This window comes from Candidatus Hecatella orcuttiae (assembly GCF_002009985.1).
GTDB lineage: Archaea > Thermoproteota > Bathyarchaeia > Hecatellales > Hecatellaceae > Hecatella > Hecatella orcuttiae.
Genome location: NZ_MTLX02000005.1, coordinates 1,043,299 through 1,065,899, shown reverse-complemented (window position 1 = coordinate 1,065,899; position 22,601 = coordinate 1,043,299). Strand labels below are relative to the sequence as shown.

The window sequence follows — 22,601 nt, the reverse complement described above, 5'->3', positions numbered from 1 at the left end:
TCCCCTACCTGAAAAAGTACATTATATATCTTTTCTTAGGCATGGGATTTATTGTTTGCTAATGGTGAAAGTCTCCAGTAATCTATCTTTTTTGCAGAGTAAAGCTTTATAACAGGGAATCTTCCCTCTTTTTTGAAGTATCTTAACCCTGTTAGGTATGAAGGAGAACGGTTCATGGCTTTACTTTCACCGCTTTTAGGAGGCGGAGAGCAGCCGGGAATCTTCGCTTACATTCTCCAAATCGCTTTCATGTTTATCATCCTCCTCTACTTCTTCTACGGGCAGAAGATTCAGATGTTCATGTGGAACCGCGACATCGAAAGGCAGTTGAGGAAACTGCGGTATATGAGGGACAGGGCTAGGGAGATTTCCCTCAACACCGTCCAAGAGCTGGGAAAACCCAACGAGGACCCCACGCCTCGGGTAGACCAGTTTCTGGAGCGCTTCTTCATCCAGCCGGTGGACATGGACCCGGCGGGTATCGTTTGGAAGCTGGACCATCTATTGGATGTGAGGGACATGAGCATGAAGGAGGAGGTTAAGCGAATTGCCCCAAAAGCCGACGACCCCACGCTTCACAACCTCGAAAACCTTCTGGAAGCCTCCCTCGACCTGAACCTCATCTACCGGATTGTGAAGCATTATTATCTGATGGGGAAACGAACCAACGCCTACATCATCACCGCTCAGCTTCACATGATCCTCCCCATGATCATGGACATAGCCGCAGCCTACGACGGAGCCGTGCAAGCCTTCGCCCAAGGTCAGCCCATCGGAGACGGCGCCGGGCCTCTCCTCGTCAACAAGCTCATGAGAGGGAAGGAGGTAAAGAAGATAGAGAAAGACATGGTGATGGCCGAAACGGAGATCGAAGGCCGTAAAACCCTCGTCCTCAAAGCAGAAGGCCCAGGAGGCAACGTAGGCAAGCCGGGCGACGCCCTTCAAAACCTGCTGGCTTCGGGCTTCGTTAAGCCCTCGCTCATCATCATGGTGGACGCAGCCCTCAAGTTTGAGGGTGAAAACACGGGGGATGTGGCTGAGGGTGTAGGAGCGGCCATCGGAGGCATAGGCACTGAAAGGTTTAAGATCGAGGAAATCGCCCACAAGAATAAGATACCGGTGTACGCTGTTATCATCAAAGAATCCCTCCGGGAAGCCATAGCCCCCATGAAAAAGGAAATCTACGAAGGCGTGGAAAAAGCTTTGGAGCGGATTAAGCGGCTGGTGAGGGAGAACACCCAGGAAGGGGAAACCCTCATCCTAGCGGGAATAGGCAACACCATAGGGATAGGCCAGTAACCCTGGGAGGTTTGAAGGTGTCCGGAAAACCTGCGCCAAAGTCCCCCGTCGGCTTGCTTCTTCTCCTTCTAATAGCGTTCCTAGCCGTGTTCTTTCTCTTCTCAGGCATAGCCCAGTACATGGAAGTGGGCCCCCGGGAATCCACGGGCTCCCTCCTCTTAGGTCTTCTCGGAATTCTCTTCCTCGTCCTCATGGTAAGCCGAATCCTCGGCCAAATGTCTTTGCCTCCGCCCAAGGTCACCTTAACCTTGCTCCAGTGCAGCCAATGCGCCTTCAAAAGTCTCCGCAACTTTCAGCTGGGCGATTTCATCCCCAAGCCCATGGGCAGCTGTCCCAGTTGCGGGGGGACTATGATGGTTGAAGCCATCTATCCCGAGGAGGAGAAGCGGCCCAAGCGGCGGGAGCCAAAGTTTTAGAGAGTTAAAACTTGAACCTCGTCTTTCAATACTATGACGGTGTGCTCTGATTGTGCTACCGGCTGCCTGTTCTTCTCCGCTAGTAAAGGGTATTCGGTCACGTGTCTTTCTTTGAGGAGGCTGCTGAAGGCCGCTAAGTTTTCCTTTCCCCATATTTCTTCAACCCAGCGGAAGGCGAAGGGGAGGGTGTGGAAGCGGTTCTTGATACCTTCAAAGAGGCTTCGAGCTTTTTCTTCTTTCGGAGGCTTCATCTTCAGAATTCTGAAGATGTGGCCGAATCCCGCCTCACCCACTTCCCCTGCTCCTTGTTGAGTGGTGGAGAAAGGCTCTACAGCGTAGGCTTCCCCTTCCTCGATTTTTAGGCTGTCTAAGCCGGCTACGTTGGGGATGGGTTTTCCGGTGTGAAGTTTGTATCGGCCTAACCCGTGGCCTGTCAGGTTTTTCACAGGCTTCAACCCGTACTTTTCAATGATCTTCTGGATGACGGCTCCTATGGCTGAAACCTTAACCCCCGGAGCCAAGGCCTCCAAGGCAGCCTCCAAGGCTTCGTCCGTAGCCTGTTTGAGGACGTAGAGCTCTGGGTTGAAGCAGATGGAAACCGCTGTGTCGGCTATGTAGCCGTCGATGTGAACTCCAATGTCCACCTTCACTATGGAACCCGGGGGAATGAGGCTGGGGTCGCTGGGAGGCGAAGTATAGTGGGCGCCTACCTCGTTGATGTCCACATTGCAAGGGAAGGCTGGACTGCCTCCCCGTCGGCGGATCTCTCTTTCAACCCCTTCGCATAGGTCGATGACCTTCATACCCTCTTTCACGTAGCCTTCAACCCACCTCCTGACTTCCCCCGCGATCTTTCCAGCCTTTCTGAGCTTAGCTAATTCCTCCTCCTCCAGCAACCGGAACGCCTCCATTTTAAATGAGTTAGGTGGCACATAAAAGTAGGGTTCAGCCTTGGCGAGGGAATCCGTCAAAAAGTTTAGGAAACTGGCCTTAGGCGGAACCTTCGACATCCTCCACCAAGGCCATGAAAAAATCCTGCGGGAAGCCTTCAGCCTGAGCGAATACGTCATCATCGGGCTGAGCACCGACCGGCTGGCTGAAGAGTTGGCGAAAGGCCATCCAGTTAGACCTTACTCGGAGAGGAAAAAGGCGTTGGAAGATTTTCTCCGAGCGGAGGACTTCCTTGAAAGAAGTAGTGTCGTCCCCATCGACAGCCGATGGGGGTCAGCTCCTTTCCTCGAAGACCTGGATGCTCTCATGGTAAGCCGGGAAACCTATCCCGTAGCCCGAGAAATAAACAGGGCTCGAAGAGAAAGAGGCTTGAGGGAGGTGGAGGTCGTGGTCTTCGAAAAACAGCTGGCTGAAGACGGCAAACCCATCTCAGCGACGAGGATTCGGGCTGGAGAAATAGACAGGGCAGGCCGGAGGCTTAGGCCTTGAAGGGGGTGATGGCCTTGGATAAGAAGTATTTTTTCACCGTCTTCTCCGCTTTACTCCGTTTCCTCTGATGTTCAGCCAAGAATTTTTTAACCTTGGCCGCTAGGATTTCCTTGCACTCCCAGCAGAGGATTCGGCCTCCCTTGCAGTCTTCCCAAAGCCGCCGCATTTTCTCGTCGTCTTCCTCGAAAAGGAAAAAAAGGTACTGGTGGACGGGGCAGATTTCAGGTAACCCCCCCAGCTTCCTCTGCTCCTCCGCAGTGGGCCTGCCGCCTGTGAAGGCGTTCATGACTTTCTTCTCAGCCACCTCCGGAGGGTCGGTGAGAAAGATGCAGGTTTCAGGCTGGGAAGCCGACATTTTGCCTCCTTTCCCAAGCCCTGGGAGGAAGCGGCTGTGGATTTGAGCCGGCTTATAGAAGCCTATTTTCGGAGCCACATCCCGGGTGACCCTCCAGTAGGGGTCTTGGTCGATGGCCGCGGGGATCAGGCAGGGAACAGGCTTCCCAGCCAGCACGGACTCGAGGAAGGCGGGGGCAGCCTGAACGGCGGGGAAGAAGGACAATCCTATGTTGTCGCTTTCTCCGATGCCGAAGACCGCCTTGATGGTGGAGTAGGTGATATGCCGGCTTACTCTCAGAGCCAGATGGTAGAGGGACTCGATGTGCCTCACGTCGGAAATGATCCTCGTCTTCTCAGGGTTGAAGCCCACTGCCACCACGTCGAGGGCGTTGTCGTAGGTAAGGCTTACCGCCTTTTGAAGGGTGAAGTCGTCGTGGATGAGGAATTTCTCATCGTCGGTCATCTGGAAGTAAAGCTTAGCGTCGAAGGCCTCCTGAAGATGTTTGGTGAAGATCCAAGGCACGATGTGGCCTATGTGAACAGGCCCCGAGGGGCCTCTTCCCGTGTAGAGGACGAATTTTTCACCTCGTTCGTAGAGGGTTAGAATCCAGTCTAGATCCCTATGGGAAAAAAATATCTTCCTCCTCAATTGGAGGTGAAGGCGGCCTGTAAACTTCTCCAGACGCCTCAAAAGCTCGTCGGTGAGAGGCTCCACGCCGAACTGTTTGATCAACTTTTCGTAGTCTATCTTCCCGGCTACTTTCCAAGGGGTGACCACCATCTCCTCTTCGAAATCCGCCATAAGCCTACCCTCGAAACCGCCAAATACTGAAATTTGAAGCCTTGAGCAGAAATAAACCTTTTCGCAGCCTAGAGGCCGAGCAAGCTTTTTGGGTGAGAGGAGAAAAACTAGTTAACAACCCCTCATTATTCAGGCGGTGAGCATGAGAGACTATCTGGAAGCCGCCTCCCTGCCCCTGGTGAAGATAGGCGGAATCCCCGTCCCCCGGCTGATCCTCGGTCATCTCCCTTTCGTCGGAGAATCCTACCAAGGCCCTGAAAAGAACCGCGAGTTGGCTTCCCGCTTCTCCAACGTGGAAAACACCGTGAAAATTCTAAGTAGAGCGGTTGCCCACTATGGGGTCGCCGTCATCGGAGCTCAGCCAAGCGAAGGCCGGCTGGCTTCCCTGTTTCTGGAGGCTGTGAGGAAAACCGAGCAGCGAACCTCAGTGGAACTGGCCCTGATAGCCTGCTTCAGAATACCCTTGGTGGTGGGAGGGAAACCCGTGGACGACTACAGAAGATGGCTCACCTACTACCAAGCTGAAAAGAAGGTGAGCGGTGAAGTTTTAAAGAAATACATGGAAGACCCGGTGCTGCTCTGCAGGGAAAACTGGGAAGAAAAATTCCGCTACACCCTCCTCCACGGCAGGCCTTATGAAAGAAGAGAAATTGAAAACATGAAAATCGACTTTAAAAAACTGGACGAGGCTGCCTCAAGCCTTCAAGGCTTTAGGCTTCTGTTCACTGAACCCGGTTCTGAAACCGATTTCCTCACCCTCACAGATAGGCTGGACCTGCTGGGGGAAGTCGTCAGCCGGCTACAGGATAGACTTGGCTGCGCAACGCTCTTAGGAATCCATCACGCAGGCTTGACGGTGCCTGTTTTAGAAAAGGCGGGAATCCGTTTTGAGGGCTACGTCACTCCCGTGAACAGGCGGGGGATCATGATGTTCCCCACCCAGGAAGCGGCCGTGGAGGCCCTGAAGGCGGCGAGCAGACCGGTTATCGCCATCAAACCTCTGGGAGGAGGGAGGATACCGCCTGAAACCGCCTTCCGCTACGTTTACAGCATCCCGAAGGTGGCCGCCTGCATGGTCGGGGTGGCTTCCGAGAGGGAACTGGATGAGGCTGTTTCCCGGGCTTTGAAGGCTGCTTCCCTTCCCAAAGAATAACGTTTTAATCTTTTGAAAAAGATGATAGATTGGCTTCCGGGTTTCAGGCGAGTTCAGTTAGGAGGTAGGAGAGGTCGGTATCCATTGAAACCTCATGCCCGCTGGAGGCTTTCAGGAAGTTTGTAATCCTAAGCTGTTGCTATTCTTTCATCCCTCCAGAGTATCTGAGGGATGAAACCGTTTACCCCGAGCGGCTGGCTGAAAAAGGCCTGATCTACGTGGAGGCGGAGGACAAAGTTAGCCTCAAAAAAATAGGGGAAATCCAGTTTACGAAGGCTGAAAACGTGGTGGGCGTGGTTTACAACTCCAAAAGCAGCTCCACCAAGCTAAGGTGGACTCGTTCCGTTGGAGGCTTAGGCAAACTTAAGGGAGAGGCCAGTGTCCGTTCCGTCCTCAAGATGGTGGAAGCCAAGGTAATCAGCGAGCCCGCCTTCCAAAAGCCTCGAAGCAGGGTGAGGAAGCCAGTCTCCCAGCCTTAAGCCAGAGGAAATCTTTTTGAAACCTGCGAGGTAAAGAATTGTCCGAAGCTTCTGGGGGAAGCCCTTGCCGTCGATGGAGGAAACAGTCTACGAAGTCCTGAAGGCGTTGAGAAGGGAGGAGGGTAAAGCCTCTGTTGAAGCCCTCGTCAAAGCCACTGGCCTAAGCCATTCCTCCGTCATGAGAGCCGTCCTGACGCTGGTAGAAAAGGGATGGGCTCAAACCTTCGAAAGAAAGCAGCAAGTTTTCACCCTCACACCGGAAGGAAGCCTCTACGCGGAAAACAGGCTGCCAGAAAGAAGGCTGGCGGAAACCGTGGTCTCCCTCGGCGGCCGGGCTCTTTTGGAGGAAGCCATGGAAAAGGCAGGAGTCCCCAGTTCAGCCGTCAGCATAGCCTCAGGATGGCTGGTTCGAAAAGGCTGGGGCCATATAAGCCGAAAAGACGAGGAAATCGAGCTTCACGTCCCCGTCCCTCCCCCAGAAGGAGAAGACGAACGTTTTCTTAGGCAGCTGAAACTGGAAGGTGAGCTACGGTCAGAACGGCTGGACCCAAGGCAGCTGAAGGCGGCGGCGGAGCTGAAAAGGAGAAAGCTTGTGGAGGAACGTACCTCTGTTCTGAGGGAAATCCAACTGACAGAGGAGGGCATAAGGCAGCTTAGCCTCGAGCCTAAGCCGGCGGCGGAGGAAACAACCCTCCTCACCGGGGAGCTGATAACCTCAGGCCGGTGGAGGGAGGTTAAGTTTCGGGAATACGACATCGCAGCCTCCCCGCCCAAGGTCTACCCCGGCCGGAAGCATTTCTACATGGAATTTCTTGAAGAAGTGAAAAGAATCCTGCTTTCCATGGGCTTTGAGGAGGCGGAGGGCCCCTGTGTGGAGACGGAGTTCTGGAATTTCGACGTTCTCTTTCAGCCTCAAGACCACCCAGCTCGGGAGATCCACGACAGCTACCAGTTGAAGAAGCCCAGCCGTGGCAGTCTAGGAAATGAAAAGCTTGTCCGAAGGATTAAGAAGGTTCATGAGAATGGCTGGGTCACAGGGTCTACAGGATGGCGGTACAAGTGGAATCCAGAGGTGGCTAAGAGGCTGATCCTCCGAACTCAGACCACAGCAGTTTCAGTCAGGTTTCTCGCCCAGCACACCAAGCCGCCTGTGAAGATGTTCTGTCTTTCCCAAGTCTTCAGACCCGACGTCCTCGACGCCCGGCATGCCATGGAGTTCCACCAATGCGACGGCATCGTCATGGACCGCGGGCTTACCTTCCGCCATCTCCTCGGATTCTTAGAGGAGATCGGAAAAGCCCTAGGGCTGGGAAAACTCAGCTTCAAACCCGGCTACTTTCCCTTCACCGAGCCCAGCGTGGAGGCTTTCGTCTACCACCCCAAGCTAGGCTGGGTGGAAGCAGCGGGAGCTGGGCTGTTCAGGCCTGAGGTGGCTAAGCCTTTGGGAGCCAAATACCCTGTGCTGGCTTGGGGGATAGGCATCGGCAGACTGGCCATGGCTAAACTGGGCATCGACGACATCCGAGAGCTTCACTCTAGAAGGTTAGAGTTCCTCCGGGAGAGGACCCTCTAAATGCCCACGGTTACTTTGGAAAAAAAGGACTTCTACCGGCTTCTGGGAAGAAAACTCTCCCGCTCCGAACTGGAAGAGTGGTTGCCTCGGATCAAATGCGAAGTCAAGAACATGGAAGGCGAGGAATTCACGGTGGAGGTTAACGCCGACAGGCCGGACATGCTTTCCGCCGAAGGCATCGCCCGCGCCCTCAAGGGTTTCCTAGGAATTCAAACAGGCTACAGGCCCTACTCCGCCAAGCCCAGCGGGGTTTCGGTGAAGGTTTCAGACTCTGTTAAAAAGATTCGCCCCTACATAGCCTGCGCTGTGGTGCGGGGCCTCCGGATGACTGACAGTACCATAGCTCAGCTGATGAGACTGCAGGATAAACTCGACGAAAACCTCTGCCGTCGAAGGAGAAAAGCCTCCATCGGAGTCTACGATCTAGACAAGGTGAAACCGCCCATAACCTACACGGCTCTTGAGCCTCAGAAGATAAAGTTTACCCCCTTAGAAGGCGCTCAGCCACTCACAGCCCGCGAGATTCTAAGCCAAACTCCTCAAGGTTTAGAGTACGCTCACCTCTTGGAGGGTTTAACCCGTTTCCCCCTGCTGGTGGACTCGGAAGGCCAAGTGCTTTCCATGCCTCCTATCGTTAACAGCGAAGAGACTAAGGTTACGCCCTCGACCCGAAACCTCTTCATCGACACCACAAGCACAAGCCCGCAGGTGGCTGAGAAGGCTGTAAACATTCTGGCCGCCAGCCTTTGGGAGAGAGGCGGCCGGATTGAGAGAGTTCAGGTGAACTATCCGAGGCGGAGAATTAGGACTCCCCGCCTTGAGGCTGCGAAGCTCCGGCTGAGTCTAGCCTATGTAAACGAGGTTTCAGGATTAAACCTGAGCCTTCGGGAAGCTTGTAGGCTGGCGGAGAGGATGAGGCTGGGAGCCAAGGCGACGGGAAAAGGGGAAATGGAAGTTCTTATCCCACCTTACCGCTGCGACGTTCTCCACCCCATCGACATCGTTGAGGACATTATCATAGGCTACGGCTACCACCGGGTGGGGCCTCAGCTTCCCCCCACATCCACTCTAGGCAGGGAGCTTCCCCGGTCGGTGGCAGCCAGAAAGCTCCGGGACCTCATGGTGGGCTTCGGCTTCCAAGAGGTCGCCAGCTATCTTCTGACAAGCAGAGAAAACCAGCTTACCAAGATGGGGCTTGAAGAGGGGGAACTGGTGGAGTTGGCCAACCCCATGACCGCGGAATTTTCCCAACTCCGCTTATGGCTGCTGCCAAGCTTGATGGAGTTTCTTTCCCACAACACCCATGTGGACTATCCTCAAAGGGTCTTTGAGCTGGGGACTACCGTAAAACCTGACCCCCAAACCGATAACAGCGTCAAAGAAGAGTGGAAACTGGCTGCAGCTGTTTGCAACTACAAAGTCAGCTATGAGGAGATCCAAGCCTTAGCCTTCGAATTCCTGAGGCTGGTAAAAGTGGAAAACTGGGAGATAAGAAGACTAAATCATCCCAGCTTTATCCCCGGTAGAGCCGCGGGCTTAAGGCTCGATGGAAAAGAAGACTTTGCCGTCTTAGGCGAGATCCACCCTCAAGTACTGGAAAACTTCAGCTTACCAAACCCTGTGGTCGCTTTGGAGATCAACCTATCCCAACTGTTTCCAGAGGGAAAAATATAAGCCGCCAACGCGAGAGTTTCATTAGCCTCAAGGAAACCGAAACCACCGTCCGAAAAACCGCTGACACGGATCCAACCTAGGAAGCGTCCAGCCGGGCGCTTACAATGAAGACGGAGAAAACCCAGCGGCGGGACAGGGCGGTGGCGGCAAAGGGTTTGGCGGAAAAGCCCGATACGAGAGAGCTCAGCTGAGATGAGCGTCTGCTCAACGGTGATGCTGAGTGTTAGTTATTCGGGCCACAAGCCATCCCTTTGAAACCGGGGAAGGGGAGAGTTTCCCCCTCCAAAACCTAGGACTAATGTCAGAACCCTGCCAATAAGCGAAGAGCTCATTTTAAAGAATTAATTAAAAAAGAGATGAGTTAGAGTTCTGAATTGAATTCAGCGTTTTCCGAATTTATCATAGTAGACAATGTTTCCGAGGCTTTCCCTATCCTTTTGGGGAGTCTCCGCAGCTACTCCCACGGGCATCAGCGAGATAACCCTACAGTCGACAGGAATTTCCAAAGCCTTCTTTATTTCATCTTCAATGTAGGTGTGGTTGTAAACGCCTATCCAATAGGTGCCAAGTCCAAGGCTGTGGGCGGCTAAGGCCATGTTCTGAGTAGCCACAGCGCCATCCTCTACATAGTGAAGCTTGTCTTTGTTCGGGTCGACGACAACAACGATGATAACTGGAACGTGGGGAAGCTGATCGTAGGCTATCTCCCCCCGATAGATAATCCCCACCATGGGCATCTTCAAAATCTCAGCCAGCTTCTTCTTTGTCTCAGGGTCTCGGACGACGATGAATTTCCAAGGTTGGAGATTTACGAAGGAAGGCGCCCACTGGCCAGCTGTAAGGATGGCTTCAACTTTATCTTCTTCTATGGGGGTGGTCAGAAATTTCCTGACGCTTCTCCTATTTTTGATGGTGTTTAAAACTTCGCTCATGACCGCTCACACCTAGATAGACGGATCCTCATATTTAAAGAAAGCTTTCCCCTTTTCAGGGTTTTTTCAAAACCTCTTCCAGTGCTTGAAGCATGGAGTCTATGTCTTCAAAGGAGATGTAGCCCATGTTCCCGATTCGGAAGGTTTTCTCCTTGATGTCTCCATAACCTTTAGCCAACTCGAAACCTTTCCCCCTCATCTTCTCGTAGATCTCTAAACCGCTGACTCCTGGAGGAGCGTTTACACATGTAACCGTGGGGCTCTCATATCCCCTCTCCGGAAATAGGGTCAAGTTCAGCTCTTTCACGCCCTTCATTATTTTTTCACTTCTCTTCCTGTAGAGCTGAAAATGCGCTTGCTTGCCTCCCCTCTCCTCGATCATCTCTAACATCTTTTTCAGGGCAAATATTTGGGGGATCGCCGGAGTCATAGGTGTGCTCCACTGGGTTTTCTGATATTTCTCTAGGAGTTTGAAGTCAAAGTACCATCCCTTATTCTTGGCTTTCTCAGACCTCTCTAAGGCTTCTTCGCTTACGCTTCCCACCGCCAACCCTGGGGGGAGGCCGAAGCATTTCTGGGAGCTTGCAAAGCAAACGTCGATTTTCCACTCGTCCACTCTGATCTCCGTTCCACCCATGGCGCTCACCGCGTCGACGAACAGGAGTTTTCCATGTTTCTTAACCACCCGGGCTAGGTCTTTCAACGGGTTTATCAGCCCCACACTAGTTTCGTTGTGGGTGATGGTGACGGCTTCCACATCCGGGCATGAAGAAAGCTTTTCCTCTAAAAGCTCAGGGGTAATAGGGCTTCCAAGCTTAGGCTCAAGTTTTTCGACGATTTTTCCGTTAGATTCCCCGACCTCCACGTAGCGTTCGCCGAAGGAGCCATTGACACAGCACAGCATCTTTTTTTCCACGCAGTTTCGCACCGAACCCTCCATGATCCCCGTCCCTGAACTGGGCACTAGGAATACTTGGTTTTTCGTTTCAAGGAAACGCTGCATTTTTTCCACTGTATCCCTGTGAAGCTCCCTATACTCTTTACTTCTATGACTGAACATTTGGCGTTTCATTTCTTCCAGAACCTCAGGATAGCAGGCTACGGGTCCCACGGTGAAAAGTTTCACAGCATCTCCCCCTTATTCCGATGGATAAAACCAATGGCAAAAAAATATATAAACTACTACATCTGCTGCGGTCTTCCTCCGCCTAAGCTTTCAGATAAATCCATACGTTGAAATCGGTGTTGCACAGCATAAATAGGTAGTTCGCTTTCCTTTATAGGAGGGTTTCTTATGGCTGGGAAGATCTTCGGTTTTTCAGAAGACTCCGCCTCAACGGGTTGGAGAAAAAGAAAACTGTACCTACTGTGCATCTCCATCCTGCCTCTCATGATCTGCTCAGGGATGGTTTACTCCATCCTCGCCCTCTACATTGTAGACGACTTGGGGGCTTCAAGATTTCACATAGGCCTCATATTCATGACCGGCGCCCTTGCAGGAGCACTAGCCGCCCCTATGCTCGGCAGGCTTTCAGACCGGGTGGGGAGAAGGCCGATTATGCTTTTGTCCATGGTCGGCTTCATGGCCGCCTTCTCCCTCTACGCTACGGCGGGGAGTTTCATAGCCGTGTTCCCCATCCAAGCCCTCGAAGGCGCCACTTGGGCGGCCTTAGGCGTCACCGTGCCCGCCTACATCGCCGACATAGCCCCCGCGAGGCAGCGTGGCTGGGCCATGGGCATCTATGAGCGAGTGTGGTATATGGGCTGGATTGTAGGGCCGGCCTTCGGAGGTTTCCTAGCTCAGCAGGCAGGTTTCAGGATCACCTTCCTAGTAGGAGCTTTGCTCATAGTCTTCGGAACGGTCTTCATGTACCTTTACGTGAAGGAGCCGTGGAAAGAAAAACAGGAAGGTGAGGGAAGCACCTCCGCGGAAACGAAGGCGGAACCCCTGTTTAAGGGGCTTTTCGACCTTGAAGAGTCCGTTTAAAAAAGACGTAATCTGGCCCGGGGTCTAGTGTTCTCTCCTCCATATTCATGTGTATGCTTATTCGATTTTCCGCTGTTTCCCGCCCAAGAAAGCTTTCCGGTAGGGTCCTCTTCTTTTCCTTTTCGACTTTCTCCTTTTCTCATGTTCTTTCATCAGGCGGTTTTCTTCCTCCACTCTGTCGCCTCCATGAGGCTGAATGGGGTGGTGGACGAGGCTGCTGTTTCCTCAGGGAGTAAAAAGGGAGGGAAGCCTACTCCTTACTCAGGATCTGCACGTCGCAGGAGGCTGTTTCTTTAAACTTTTTAGCGTCTTCCTCGTCTCCGACGATGCTTCCGTAGTGCATGGGCACAGCCAGCTTAGGCTTCAGGAGCTTCACAGCCTCAGCGGCCTCTACAGCCGTCATGACATAGGTTCCGCTTACGGGGAGCAAGGCGATATCGGGCTGGATGTCTTTCATTTCCGGCACAGCGTCCGTGTCTCCTGCGTGGTAGATTTTCGCCCCTTGGAAGGTGAGCACAAAGCCTACTTTCCCATCTTCTTTGGGGTGGAAAACTCGGCCTGGTGAGCGAAACTTGTCCAAGTTGTAGGCGGGTACAGCCTCGACGGTGACGCCTTCCACGTCAACTCTATCCCCCGGCTTTACAGTTTTCACCTCTTTAACCTTCAGCTTAGCCAGTTGAGGTTCAGCCATAGGCGTGGTGATCACCACGGTTTTTTCTGAAGCAATTTTTTTGATGTCCTCGAGGCTCAGGTGGTCAAAGTGTTCATGGGTGATCAGAAGCAAGTCAGCTTCCCCTTCGCCTTTAATCTGGTAGGGGTCGATGTAGATGGTTTTACCGTCGGTTATCTTGAAGCCTGCGTGGCCCAGCCAGCTTATCTTCAAGCCTTTATATTCCAGCATTTTCAGCACCGAAGGTTTTATTGCAGCCTAGAATATTTTAGCCTTCCGCTAGGTTTTCATCTTCTCGTACATTTTCTCTAAGGTCCATCGGATGGAGTTTTTGAGGGTGACGGCTCTCTTCTCTTCCCTGTAGTTTCTGATTACCAGCTCCTTCAGAATGTCCCCCTCCCGCATCACCCGGTAGGTTAAGATTTCATCCGGGGTTATGGCTCCTGCCACGGCTTCTTCCCTATCCTTAGTCACCATCCCCGCCAGCACTTTGGTTATGAGAAACTGGTTGAAAGGGGGAGTATTGACGTTAAATTCTAAGTCCCTAGAAGGAATCACCCTAATCTCGTTTTCACCTAAGTATAGGGTTCCAAGAGTAACCCCTGAGGCAGCCACCAAGGGAATCGCTTGGACTGAAACCGGTGGAGGCTTCGGAGTAACCTTCTCCTCCGGAGCCGCAGGCTTGGCTTCAGGCGGCTTAGCCTCCGCTTTCTCTCTTTCGGCAAGATGCTTGTCGATGACGGAGAGAATATGAGTCAGATGGTCCAGTTCAGCTTTTAGGCGGGTGATACGTTTCTCCACTCTGCTTCGGCTCCGCCGAAGCTTCTCCACCTCTTCATTTTCACCCAAGACCCTTCCCAACCCTCTTTTACACTACGGAGATATTTAAGTGGAAGTCGCTTGAGGCGAAAGCTCCAGTTCCCGGCATCAGGTTGCTGGAGGAGGGCATTGCCTCCGGCTAGGTTAGAGACGTCGCCATCTTCTTTGCTTCCTCCACCATCCACCGGCGGATTTCCTCCAGCTTCTCTGAGGTTGAGGCTTCAAACCGGAAGACCAGAACCGGCTCGGTGTTAGAGGCTCTCACAGCTCCCCAGCCGTCTTCCAGCTCCACCTTCACCCCGTCGATGGTCACCGTTCGGTAACCTTCCCCTTGAAACTTTTCCCGAAGTCTGTTGACGACTTTAAACTTTATGGAGTCAGAGCAGGGGATACGTATCTCTGAGGAGGAAACGTAACGAGGTAGCCCATCCACCAGCTGGGAGAACTTCACAGGAGACTTGGAGAGAATTTCAGCCATCCGGAGGGCAGCGTAGATTCCGTCGTCGTAGCCGTAATATTCTCGGCCGAAATAATAATGGCCGCTGACCTCCCCGGCCAGAGCGGCCTCCTCCCGAAGAAAAGCTTCTTGAATGTAGGAGTGTCCAACCCTCGACGTTACAGGGGCTCCCCCATGGGCTAGGATATCCTCTACCACCGCCTTGGAGCATAAAACATTGAGAACAATCTTCGAGGCAGGATGCTTTTTGAGAACATCTCTCACGAAGAGAATGAAAGCAGAGTCCCCGGGGACAATGCGCCCCCTGTCATCCACAAACCCCACCCTGTCTCCGTCCCCGTCGAAGGCCACACCCATGTCGGCTTTGGACGCCACTACCTCCTGCCTCAAAGCTGTAAGGGTCTCCTCCTTGAGGGGGTCAGGGATGTGGTTAGGAAATCTCCCATCAGGCTCCGGGAAGAGGGTTCTGCCAACTTGACAGCCTAGGTTTCGGAAGATTTTCTCCGAATATCCGCAAGCGCCGTTGCCTATGTCTAAGACTATCTTCAATTTTTTTTCCAGTCGAAGGTTTTTGATCACGCAGCTGCTATAGTCGCCTAGCACCTCTTGCTTCTCGTAGGCTCCCACTCTTTGCCAGCTTGCAAGAGTAAAGGAAGCTTTCTCAACGGCTTCCTCCAATTTCCCTATACAGGTTTCGTAGGAGTAGGCGACACCTCCCCGGCAGAGTTTGAATCCGTTGTATTGAGGCGGATTGTGAGAAGCCGTCAACATCACGCCCCCCCTCTGTCCGTAGTGAACAGAAGCGAAGTAGAGAACAGGTGTGGGGACTATTCCCAGCCCTACGCAGCTGCAGCCTGAAGCCATAAGCCCCGCTGTAAGAGCTCTCTCCAAGGGAGGGCCGCTTAGTCTGGAGTCTCTTCCCACAACCACCTGTTCACGGCCGCCCAAAAAGTTCCCGAAGGCTAATCCGATTTTCAACGCCAGTTCAGGGGTTAAGTCTTGTCCGTAGATTCCCCTGATGTCGTAGGCTCTGAAAATACCTGCCAAGCAGCTCCCCCCTTTTACCCTTAATAGCTGAAAAGGATGTCGAACTGATAAGATTTAAGGCAGACGAAAAACCCTAAAAGAAACTAGCAACCGGCTGAAGACGGTCGAAAGTATAGGCTGGCGGGCTAGCTTTAGAATTATCTCGGGGATATCCGCCCATACGACTGTTTTAAGTATATTGACCGGATAAAATTTTAAATATCAGGATAAATAGGGAATAGTCTATGCTTTCATGCCAATTATCCTCTTATTTGATTAGAAGGTGGGAAATCTGTGCTTTCTTCCGCTGTCCTCCTCTGGACATCGATATGATTTAATAATTGAAAAAGGGTGATAATGTTTTATGGGTTCGGAGGCTGGAGCCGCTTCAGAGAAAAGGAAAAAAGTTTTCATTTTCGGTTTGGACGGAGCCTCCTACAAGCTTACTAGCCAGTGGATGCGGGAAGGCAAACTACCCAACCTATCCCGCATAAGAGCGAAAGGGGTGGGCGGTAGGCTTATTTCAACGATCCCCCCAAGCAGCCCCACTTCTTGGACCTCCATCGTAACCGGAAAAAACCCTGGGAAACACGGAATCTTCAATTTCACGCAGCGGCGAGAAGGCGGCTACGACATGCAGATTGCCAACTCAAAGCTGAGGAGGACGAAGGCCATATGGAATATACTCAACGAGGCGGGAAGAAAAGTTGGCATCGTCAACCTCCCAGCCACATACCCCCCTGACAAAGTCGACGGCTTTATGATTTCAGGCATTCCCTCGCCGGGCCAAACATCCGCGTACCCCAAGAGCCTCATGGAAGAAATCAGCGACTACAAGGAAGAAGTTGACCCGATGCTGTGCGGCTACATGGCCACCCGGGATTCCTTCATCGAGGAGCTGCGTTCCATAGAGGAGAACAGGGGGAAAACAGCTTTATACCTCATGGAACGCTACGACTGGGATTTCTTCCTCATCGTCTTCACCGCTCTTGACAGAATTCAGCACTTTTTCTGGAAGTACATGGACCCAAACCATCCTTCCTACAACCCAGAGGAGGCGAAGGAGTACGGAGACACCGTCCTCTCCTTCTACCAGAAAATCGACAGCATCATCGGCGAGATAGTTGCAAAACTGGACGAAGACACTGTTGTAGTTGCGCTTTCAGACCACGGATTTGAACCTCAATATCGTATTTTCTACTTAGACGAGTGGCTGATGTCCCTTGGCTTGCTTAAGTTGAAGCCGCGGTCCACCTACACCCTAACCCGCAAACTTGGGCCAGGTAATGTGGAGCGGCTGTTTTACTTCCAATCTTCAAAAAACGGTTTTCTGCTTAAGAGCCGGAAGCTTATGAAATTCCTCAGGGACTTCATTGCCAAGAAGGCTTTGATGTCCATTCTCCCCAGTTTCAACATTAAAGATGTGGATTGGAGTAAAACCAAGGCTTACTGTGGCAATTATTTTGACATCTACATCAACCTCAAGGGGAGAGAGCCGAAGGGCATTGTAAATCCGGGGGAAGAATACGAAAAAGTGAGAGACTACATCATCAGCGAACTGTACAAGCTGAAGGATCCGGAAACCGGAGAAAACTTGGTGGACAAAGTTTACAAGAGGGAGGAAATTTACTCCGGTCCCTTCGTAGACCAAGCCAGCGACCTAGTGTTCACCATGAAGCACACAGACCGAGCGACCCCCGTTTCCAACCCCGAAGCCCTGATCATGCCCTCCCCCATACGCTCCGGCGCTCATGAAGCGCTTTCGGTAGAAGACGGAATTTTCCTGATGGCTGGAAACGGTGTCAAACAAGGGGTTGAAGTGGATGTGAGAACAGTGGACGTGCTCCCTACAGTTCTGCAGCTCATGGGCTTACCCATACCTGATGATGTGGATGGGCAAGTTTTAACAAACATCCTCGAAGGTGTCAGCGAAGAAGACGTACGTCTTCAGAAGGAATCCGCCTACGAACATCAACCCGAGGAAGTTTGGTCTGCGGAGGAGGAGAAACTCATCAGAGAAAGATTGAAGGGGTGGGGTTATTAAGCTAAACCCTCCCTTGAGGGCTCCCCCAGCGCTGTCGCTCCCGCCTCCCAACCTATTAATACGGTGCTTTCTCTTTTTGAGGTTAGGTGAGTGGGAGTGGTCCTGGTTTCCTCCAAGCTTATCTATTCGCACTTGAAGAATCCCAAGCTGCGAAAGATGTTTAACCTCCTAGAAAAAGACACGGACGTTCAAACCTATCTTTCCATGGCCAATACCATGGCTGTTAAGAGGCTGATGTACAACGACCACGGGCCTGTTCACTCGAGGATTGTGGCTGGAACAGCCTTGGAAATCGCTGACATCATCTCGGAGAAAGTGAGCATGTCGGTTGTTAAAGATGGAGACGGCGACCTCGTGGACTCCCAGCTGGTCACACTCTGCGGAGCTTACCTTCACGATGTAGGGAACGCTGTCCACCGGGAGCTGCATCATATCCACGGATGCCTATTAGCGGAGGGAGTTTTGGAGAGGCTTCTTCCAGTTCTTTATAAGAAAGACCGGCAGCGGATGCTTCGGTTAAAGCAGGAAATCCTTCACTGCATTTTTTCAAGTGAAGAAAACCTGAAATGCCTAAGCGTGGAAGCTGGAATAGTCAAAGTGGCCGATGGGCTTGACATGGCTGAAGGGAGGGCGAGGGTTCCCTATGAAATTGGAAAAGTTGACATTCACTCTCTTTCAGCCTTATCCATCAAATCTGTTGAGATCTGCAAAGGCGGAAATAGGCCGCTTAAAATTCTGGTGAAGATGAGCAACCCTGCTGGTGTGTTTCAAATAGAGGAAATTCTGCAGCAGAAGATCAGGACCTCAGGTATTCAGGAGCTCATAGAGATCGTGGCGCTCCAGAATGGTGTGGAAATCAAAACCACCGCCACCAGAATAGGACAGCGCTACTCGCTTGGCAGAGGCTAACCTAAAACGTCGAGGGTTTGTCTCAGAAGCCTTTTTCCCTCCTCTAAGGCTCTAAGGCCTTTCTCGGTGATCCCGTAATATTTTCTCGCCGGCCTTGAGAGGGGAAAAGACTTTTCCTTTTTCTCTATCAACCCCTCCCTTTTCATCTTATAGAGGACCACGTAGGTTGTAACGGTGGCAGCGGGGATCATGTATTTCTGCTTGACGGCTTTGGCAACCTCGTAGGCGTACATGGGCCGTTTCACCAGTTCTGCGAGGATGTAAATCCATAGGTTTTCCTTAGTAAGTTTGTCGTTCAGCCTTTTGACGCTCAGCTTCAGCCCACCCCCCCCCAAAAAAAAAGGTTTTCCGCTGATAATTTCAGCGGAAGAAAACTTTACCTGAGTTTAAGGGATACTAAGTCTGCCTTCTTTCCGCCTTTGACCTAACCTTCACTACTCCCCGGTGCACAGCACATGATACGCAATAATACTTAGTCACCCTTTCTCGGGGGATGAAGGCTCCTTGGGCTCTGAGCTCCTTACTCAAAGCTGGGTCTACAAAGGAAACCCAGGCGGTGACTTTTTTCACTTTATCCCGAGGTACCATGCCTCCGCAGCTGTCGCATTGAACTATTTCACTTCTTCCTTTACCGCCTTTTCCCCTTCCTCTGCTTTTCCTTTTTTTCCCCATTTGCCATAAACCTTCCCGTTAAGCTTAAGCCACGGACAAGTTAATAGGGTTTTCCCAGCCTGAGAACCCGTCCAACTTTTTCACCGCAGATAGGGCAGACGCCCCCATTTAAAGAGGTCTCTCCCCAAGCAATTCCCAACACTTGGAGGCCGGTTTCCTCCTCCCAAGTCAAACCGCACCGTTCTTTACTGCACCATCCCACTTCAACAATGCCCTGTTTTTCACGGAATAAAGCAACGGCTTCCTCGGGGTTCCCAGCCTGATGGATCCTTTGCCTCAACCATTCGGATGCTTTTCTTGAAAGTGAAGACTGGATTTCGGAAAATGTTTCCAAAACTCTGGATGCTGCCTCTTCTTCAGGTACCTGAAACTTTTCCATCGTGTCCCTTCTCACCAATGTGAGGTTGCGGAACTCTAGATCTCTTGGGCCAATTTCAATCCGAAGGGGCACGCCTTTCAATTCCCATTCGTAGAACTTGGAGCCGGGAGTCAGTTTATCTCTCTCATCCAGCCAAACTCTCACGCCCGCTTTTTCCAAGACTTTTTTGATTTCTCTGCTTTTTTCAGTGACGGCAGCTTCTTTGCTCTTATAGGGTATGGGAATGACAACAGCCTGAATGGGAGCGACCCCCGGGGGAAGTATAAGCCCTTTATCATCTCCGTGAACGGCTATTAGGGCTGCGATGACTCTTTCTGAGATTCCGTAACAAGTCTGCCAGACATACTCCCTGAGGCCCTCAGCGTTTTCGAAGGTTATATCAAAGGCTTTGGAAAAGTTTTGAGCTAGGTTGTGGACGGTTCCTATTTGCAGGACCTTCCCGTCGGGGAGAACGGTGTCGTAGGCTATGGAATAGAGGGCTCCCGGGAACTTGTCCCACTCCGGCCTCTTGGAGACCACGTAGGGGATGGCGAGGCTGTCGAAGAATTGGCTGTAGATTCTCACAGCCTCTTCCACCTGTCTTTCCGCCTCTTCGAAGGTGGCGTGAAAAGTATGAGCCTCCTTGAAGGTGGAGATTTCCCTAACCCTGATCAGCGGCCTAGTGGCCTTGGTTTCATAGCGGAATGTGTTAACCACTTGGTAGACCCGCTTGGGGAGGTCGGCGTGGGAGCGTATCCAAAGCTGCATCATAGGGTATATGGCTGTCTCACTGGTGGGTCTGAGGGCGAGCTCTTCATCCAGCTTTCGGTCTCCAGCCTTGGTTACCCAGAAAAGCTGGTCTTCGAAGCTTTTCACATGAATAGCTTCCTTCTTCACCATGTCGGAGGTTATCATGAGGGGGAAGAGGGTTTCCTCATGCCCTGTCTCATCCAGCAGCCTCCGCATGAGGTTTAGCACGTTGTTTCTCAGCTTGAAACCGTAGGGAAGCCATACCCCGCAACCCTTCACAGGGTAGCGGTAATCCATCAGCCCTGACTCCCAAATAACTTGGTGAAACCAGTCTCCGAATTCCCTCTGCCATCGCTTTCTCTCCACAGCCATAAACCCCTACACCGAGCCCTCTTCAAAACCAATTTTAATTAGAGAGAAACACAGTATTTAAGAGGTTTTAGAGATGAAGCTGAAAGAAGGGGAGGCTGGGTTAGCATGAAACCCAAAGCAGTGCTGATCGTCTGCGACGGCCTAGCCGACAGGCCTGTGAAGGAGCTGGAGGGAAGAACCCCGCTGGAGGCTGTGGATAAATCCTCCATGGACGAACTCGCCAAGTTAGGGGTCAACGGGATCATGGATGTAATATCCCCTGGGATACCTCCTGGCAGTGACACCGCTCATTTGGCTCTCTTCGGCTACGACCCCTTCCAAGTCTACCGGGGCAGAGGGGCGCTGGAGGCTTTAGGTGGAGGTTTCCCGGTGAAGCCGGGTGATGTGGCCTTCAGGGTTAACTTCGCCACCGTCGACGAGGACATGACGGTCTTAGACCGGAGGGCGGGAAGAATAAGAACCGAACTAGCCGCTCAACTGGCCCCCCAACTTCAAAATCTTTCCCTACCTGAATATCCGGACGTGAAGGTTTCCTTCCTTCACACCACCGAACACCGAGGAGCCCTAATCCTGAGGGGGGAAGGACTTTCCCGCAATGTAACCGACTCTGACCCGGGGCGTACCTCTTCCAAGGTTTTGGAGGTGAAAGCAACAGACCAGAGTCCTGAAGCACTGAAAACAGCCGGCATCCTCAACCGTCTGACGAAAAAAATTCATCAAATACTGAGAGAGCATCCGCTGAATAGGGAACTCGCGGAGAAGGGTGCAAAACCTGCCAACTGCGTCCTTTTCAGGGGAGCAGGCATTCTACCGCCCATAACTCCCATGACACGGCTTTTCAACGTGAAAGCCGCATGCATAGCCGTCACCGCCCTAGTCAGAGGGGTAAGCGCAGCGGCTGGAATGGAGCTTCTCAACGTCGAAGGTGCGACGGGAACACTGGAAACAGACGTAATAGCTAAGGCTAAGAAGCTGGTGGAGAACTTTCAGAACTTCGACTTTTTCTTTCTCCACGTGAAGGGAGCAGACAACGCCAGCCACGACGGAAACCTAGAGGGGAAAATGGCCATGGTTAAAAAGCTAGATTCCATGGTGAAATTTCTGTTAAACAACCTAAACTTGGAAGAGACTGTGATAGCTTTGACATCTGACCATACAACGCCTCTATCCATGCGGAACCACTCCGGAGACCCTGTTCCCCTAACCATAGCCGGCTGGGGGGTGCTGGCAGACGATGTCAACCAGTTCTCAGAGAAGGCCTGCGCCAAGGGAGGGCTAGGCAGGATTCGAGGTAAAGACCTTATGCCCATTCTCATGAATCTGGTTGGAAGACTGAAAAAGTTCGGCGTATAACCAGCTGGGTTGTCGGCGGATTTGACGGAAGCACCCCTCATTTCCTTTACCGTCTTTATCTCAGCTTTTATTTTTTTGCTTAAAAGTGCAGACTTTTTTGTCGATGGGGCTGCGGGGTTAGCGGACAAACTCGGACTTCCCCGAATCTTCATTGGCATAGTGCTCATGGGATTTCTCACAACTTCCCCGGAGTTCGCTGTCTCCGTGCAGGCAGCCTACTTAGGGCATCCTGAGGTAGCCTTGGGCAACGCTGTAGGATCGGTGGTTGCCGACGACGCCTTCGCATTGGCTTTAGCTGCAATTATAGCCGGCATTTCCATCGACAAGCAAGTGTTGAAGAGATTCGGAGTCTTCCTGATATTCTCAGCTCTTTTATCCTACCTCTTGGCCCTAGACGCCTCGGTTACGAGAGTTGAAGGTTTGGTGTTGGCGTCTCTGCTGGTTGGATATTATCTTTACCTCATAAAAACCGGGGCTCAGCAGAGGAAAAGCCACCTAAACACGGAAGGCTACGTTGAGGCTCGAAAGGTCACCTTTCGAAGGGTTTTACTCCTGTTTCTCACAGGCGCCGGCGGCGTTATAGTTTCAGCTAGGCTGGTGGTGTGGTCAGGGCTTTCCATAGCTGAATATTTCGGGATACCTGAAGTGGTTATAGGGTTAACGGTCATCGCCCTAGGGACCTCCCTGCCGGAGATAAGCACCGCCGTGGTTTCAGCCCGTAAAGGCAAAGGCGAAATAGCCGTAGGAAACATCCTCGGCGCTGATGTTTTGAACATCTTGTGGATAATAGGCGTCTCAGCCTTGGTAAACCCGATAAAAGTGGACCCTAAAACCATCGAGTTCGCCTATCCGTGGATGCTTCTGGTGGTTGCGGTGATGTTGCTGTTAATGCGGCACCGATATGAGCTGACAAGGTGGAAAGGCCTCCTTCTATTAAGCCTCTACGTCGTTTACCTATTCCAACTGGCAAAATTCTTTTACTAAAAGGCTGTCGATGGTTGTGGTTTAAAGGTCGAAATGTGTTTTTCTAACAGATGACCATCTTTTCCGGCATAAGGGGTGAGGTGATGCGGATTTAGA

24 protein-coding genes are annotated in these 22,601 nt (G+C 52.0%); 12 read left to right on the top strand and 12 right to left on the bottom strand.

The features are described 5' to 3' along the window. Window positions 1-35: 35 nt before the first annotated feature. Window positions 36-176, bottom strand: a complete 141-nt coding sequence (locus tag BWM17_RS08525) for a hypothetical protein (protein WP_309493502.1) — start codon at window positions 174-176, stop codon at window positions 36-38. Here BWM17_RS08525 and BWM17_RS08520 point away from each other — a divergent pair. Both BWM17_RS08520 and BWM17_RS08515 read left to right on the top strand, forming a co-directional pair. Beyond that, the gene (locus BWM17_RS08520) at window positions 175-1,299 is read left to right on the top strand and encodes a DUF1512 domain-containing protein (protein ID WP_309493501.1); all 1,125 of its coding nucleotides are present in this window, start codon (window positions 175-177) and stop codon (window positions 1,297-1,299) included. The two genes, BWM17_RS08525 and BWM17_RS08520, sit on opposite strands and share 2 nt — an antisense overlap. A gap of 17 nt (window positions 1,300-1,316) precedes the next feature. Continuing rightward, on the top strand, window positions 1,317-1,715 hold the full coding sequence (locus tag BWM17_RS08515) for a hypothetical protein (RefSeq protein ID WP_309493500.1): 399 nt from the start codon (window positions 1,317-1,319) through the stop codon (window positions 1,713-1,715). Here the strand turns inward: BWM17_RS08515 and map are convergent. Further along, entirely contained in the window at window positions 1,712-2,626 is a 915-nt protein-coding gene (gene map, locus BWM17_RS08510) for a type II methionyl aminopeptidase (protein WP_309493499.1), read from the bottom strand. The two genes, BWM17_RS08515 and map, sit on opposite strands and share 4 nt — an antisense overlap. Window positions 2,627-2,666: 40 nt before the next feature. Here map and BWM17_RS08505 point away from each other — a divergent pair, with 40 nt between their 5' ends. Further along, entirely contained in the window at window positions 2,667-3,155 is a 489-nt protein-coding gene (locus BWM17_RS08505) for a phosphopantetheine adenylyltransferase (protein WP_309493498.1), read from the top strand. Here the strand turns inward: BWM17_RS08505 and BWM17_RS08500 are convergent. Beyond that, complete coding sequence (locus BWM17_RS08500) at window positions 3,145-4,293, bottom strand: tryptophan--tRNA ligase (RefSeq protein WP_309493497.1); 1,149 nt, start codon at window positions 4,291-4,293, stop codon at window positions 3,145-3,147. The two genes, BWM17_RS08505 and BWM17_RS08500, sit on opposite strands and share 11 nt — an antisense overlap. Window positions 4,294-4,429: 136 nt before the next feature. Between BWM17_RS08500 and BWM17_RS08495 the strand changes: the two genes are divergently transcribed. The 4 genes from BWM17_RS08495 to pheT all read left to right on the top strand — a co-directional run bounded on the left by BWM17_RS08495 (window position 4,430) and on the right by pheT (window position 9,172). Next, entirely contained in the window at window positions 4,430-5,446 is a 1,017-nt protein-coding gene (locus tag BWM17_RS08495) for a hypothetical protein (RefSeq protein WP_309493496.1), read from the top strand. 218 nt (window positions 5,447-5,664) lie between these two features. After that, window positions 5,665-5,925, top strand: coding sequence for a hypothetical protein (locus tag BWM17_RS08490; RefSeq protein WP_309493495.1), 261 nt, complete (start codon window positions 5,665-5,667; stop codon window positions 5,923-5,925). Between the two features lie 73 nt (window positions 5,926-5,998). Beyond that, window positions 5,999-7,498 (top strand): phenylalanine--tRNA ligase subunit alpha, encoded by a 1,500-nt coding sequence (locus BWM17_RS08485; protein WP_309493765.1) that lies wholly within the window; start codon window positions 5,999-6,001, stop codon window positions 7,496-7,498. Next, complete coding sequence (gene pheT / locus BWM17_RS08480; protein WP_309493494.1) at window positions 7,499-9,172, top strand: phenylalanine--tRNA ligase subunit beta; 1,674 nt, start codon at window positions 7,499-7,501, stop codon at window positions 9,170-9,172. It abuts the gene before it with no gap. 76 nt (window positions 9,173-9,248) lie between these two features. Here pheT and BWM17_RS08475 read toward each other — a convergent pair whose 3' ends face one another. The 3 genes from BWM17_RS08475 to BWM17_RS08465 form a co-directional block, all read right to left on the bottom strand. After that, the gene (locus BWM17_RS08475) at window positions 9,249-9,380 is read right to left on the bottom strand and encodes a hypothetical protein (protein WP_309493493.1); all 132 of its coding nucleotides are present in this window, start codon (window positions 9,378-9,380) and stop codon (window positions 9,249-9,251) included. A gap of 172 nt (window positions 9,381-9,552) precedes the next feature. After that, window positions 9,553-10,104 (bottom strand): nitroreductase family protein, encoded by a 552-nt coding sequence (locus BWM17_RS08470; RefSeq protein WP_309493492.1) that lies wholly within the window; start codon window positions 10,102-10,104, stop codon window positions 9,553-9,555. A gap of 55 nt (window positions 10,105-10,159) precedes the next feature. After that, a complete protein-coding gene (locus BWM17_RS08465; RefSeq protein WP_342766517.1) occupies window positions 10,160-11,176 on the bottom strand; it encodes an alanine--glyoxylate aminotransferase family protein in 1,017 nt (338 codons plus the stop codon). A gap of 222 nt (window positions 11,177-11,398) precedes the next feature. Between BWM17_RS08465 and BWM17_RS08460 the strand changes: the two genes are divergently transcribed. Next, window positions 11,399-12,091 (top strand): MFS transporter, encoded by a 693-nt coding sequence (locus BWM17_RS08460; protein WP_309493490.1) that lies wholly within the window; start codon window positions 11,399-11,401, stop codon window positions 12,089-12,091. A gap of 250 nt (window positions 12,092-12,341) precedes the next feature. Here BWM17_RS08460 and BWM17_RS08455 read toward each other — a convergent pair whose 3' ends face one another. The 3 genes from BWM17_RS08455 to BWM17_RS08445 form a co-directional block, all read right to left on the bottom strand. Further along, window positions 12,342-12,992 carry an MBL fold metallo-hydrolase gene (locus BWM17_RS08455; protein WP_309493489.1) on the bottom strand — a complete coding sequence of 217 codons (651 nt, stop codon included), beginning with the start codon at window positions 12,990-12,992 and terminating at the stop codon, window positions 12,342-12,344. Between the two features lie 48 nt (window positions 12,993-13,040). Further along, window positions 13,041-13,610 (bottom strand): hypothetical protein, encoded by a 570-nt coding sequence (locus BWM17_RS08450; RefSeq protein WP_309493488.1) that lies wholly within the window; start codon window positions 13,608-13,610, stop codon window positions 13,041-13,043. A 109-nt stretch (window positions 13,611-13,719) separates the two neighbouring features. Continuing rightward, window positions 13,720-15,084 carry a phosphomannomutase/phosphoglucomutase gene (locus tag BWM17_RS08445; RefSeq protein ID WP_309493487.1) on the bottom strand — a complete coding sequence of 455 codons (1,365 nt, stop codon included), beginning with the start codon at window positions 15,082-15,084 and terminating at the stop codon, window positions 13,720-13,722. A gap of 343 nt (window positions 15,085-15,427) precedes the next feature. Between BWM17_RS08445 and BWM17_RS08440 the strand changes: the two genes are divergently transcribed. Both BWM17_RS08440 and BWM17_RS08435 read left to right on the top strand, forming a co-directional pair. Then, window positions 15,428-17,107: an alkaline phosphatase family protein gene (locus tag BWM17_RS08440; RefSeq protein ID WP_309493486.1), complete on the top strand. Its 1,680-nt coding sequence runs from the start codon at window positions 15,428-15,430 to the stop codon at window positions 17,105-17,107. Window positions 17,108-17,197: 90 nt separating this feature from the next. After that, a complete protein-coding gene (locus BWM17_RS08435) occupies window positions 17,198-18,016 on the top strand; it encodes an HD domain-containing protein (RefSeq protein WP_309493485.1) in 819 nt (272 codons plus the stop codon). Here the strand turns inward: BWM17_RS08435 and BWM17_RS08430 are convergent. The 3 genes from BWM17_RS08430 to proS all read right to left on the bottom strand — a co-directional run bounded on the left by BWM17_RS08430 (window position 18,013) and on the right by proS (window position 20,168). Continuing rightward, on the bottom strand, window positions 18,013-18,351 hold the full coding sequence (locus BWM17_RS08430) for a PadR family transcriptional regulator (protein ID WP_309493484.1): 339 nt from the start codon (window positions 18,349-18,351) through the stop codon (window positions 18,013-18,015). The genes BWM17_RS08435 and BWM17_RS08430 overlap by 4 nt on opposite strands. Before the next feature lie 61 nt (window positions 18,352-18,412). After that, window positions 18,413-18,688, bottom strand: coding sequence for a 30S ribosomal protein S26e (locus tag BWM17_RS08425; RefSeq protein ID WP_309493483.1), 276 nt, complete (start codon window positions 18,686-18,688; stop codon window positions 18,413-18,415). A 40-nt stretch (window positions 18,689-18,728) separates the two neighbouring features. Further along, a complete protein-coding gene (proS, locus tag BWM17_RS08420) occupies window positions 18,729-20,168 on the bottom strand; it encodes a proline--tRNA ligase (protein ID WP_309493482.1) in 1,440 nt (479 codons plus the stop codon). 105 nt (window positions 20,169-20,273) lie between these two features. On the opposite strand from proS, the gene BWM17_RS08415 reads away from it, so the two are divergent. Then, complete coding sequence (locus BWM17_RS08415) at window positions 20,274-21,521, top strand: 2,3-bisphosphoglycerate-independent phosphoglycerate mutase (protein WP_309493480.1); 1,248 nt, start codon at window positions 20,274-20,276, stop codon at window positions 21,519-21,521. Between the two features lie 9 nt (window positions 21,522-21,530). Then, window positions 21,531-22,505, top strand: a complete 975-nt coding sequence (locus tag BWM17_RS08410) for a calcium/sodium antiporter (RefSeq protein WP_309493479.1) — start codon at window positions 21,531-21,533, stop codon at window positions 22,503-22,505. The last annotated feature ends 96 nt before the right edge of the window (window positions 22,506-22,601 follow it).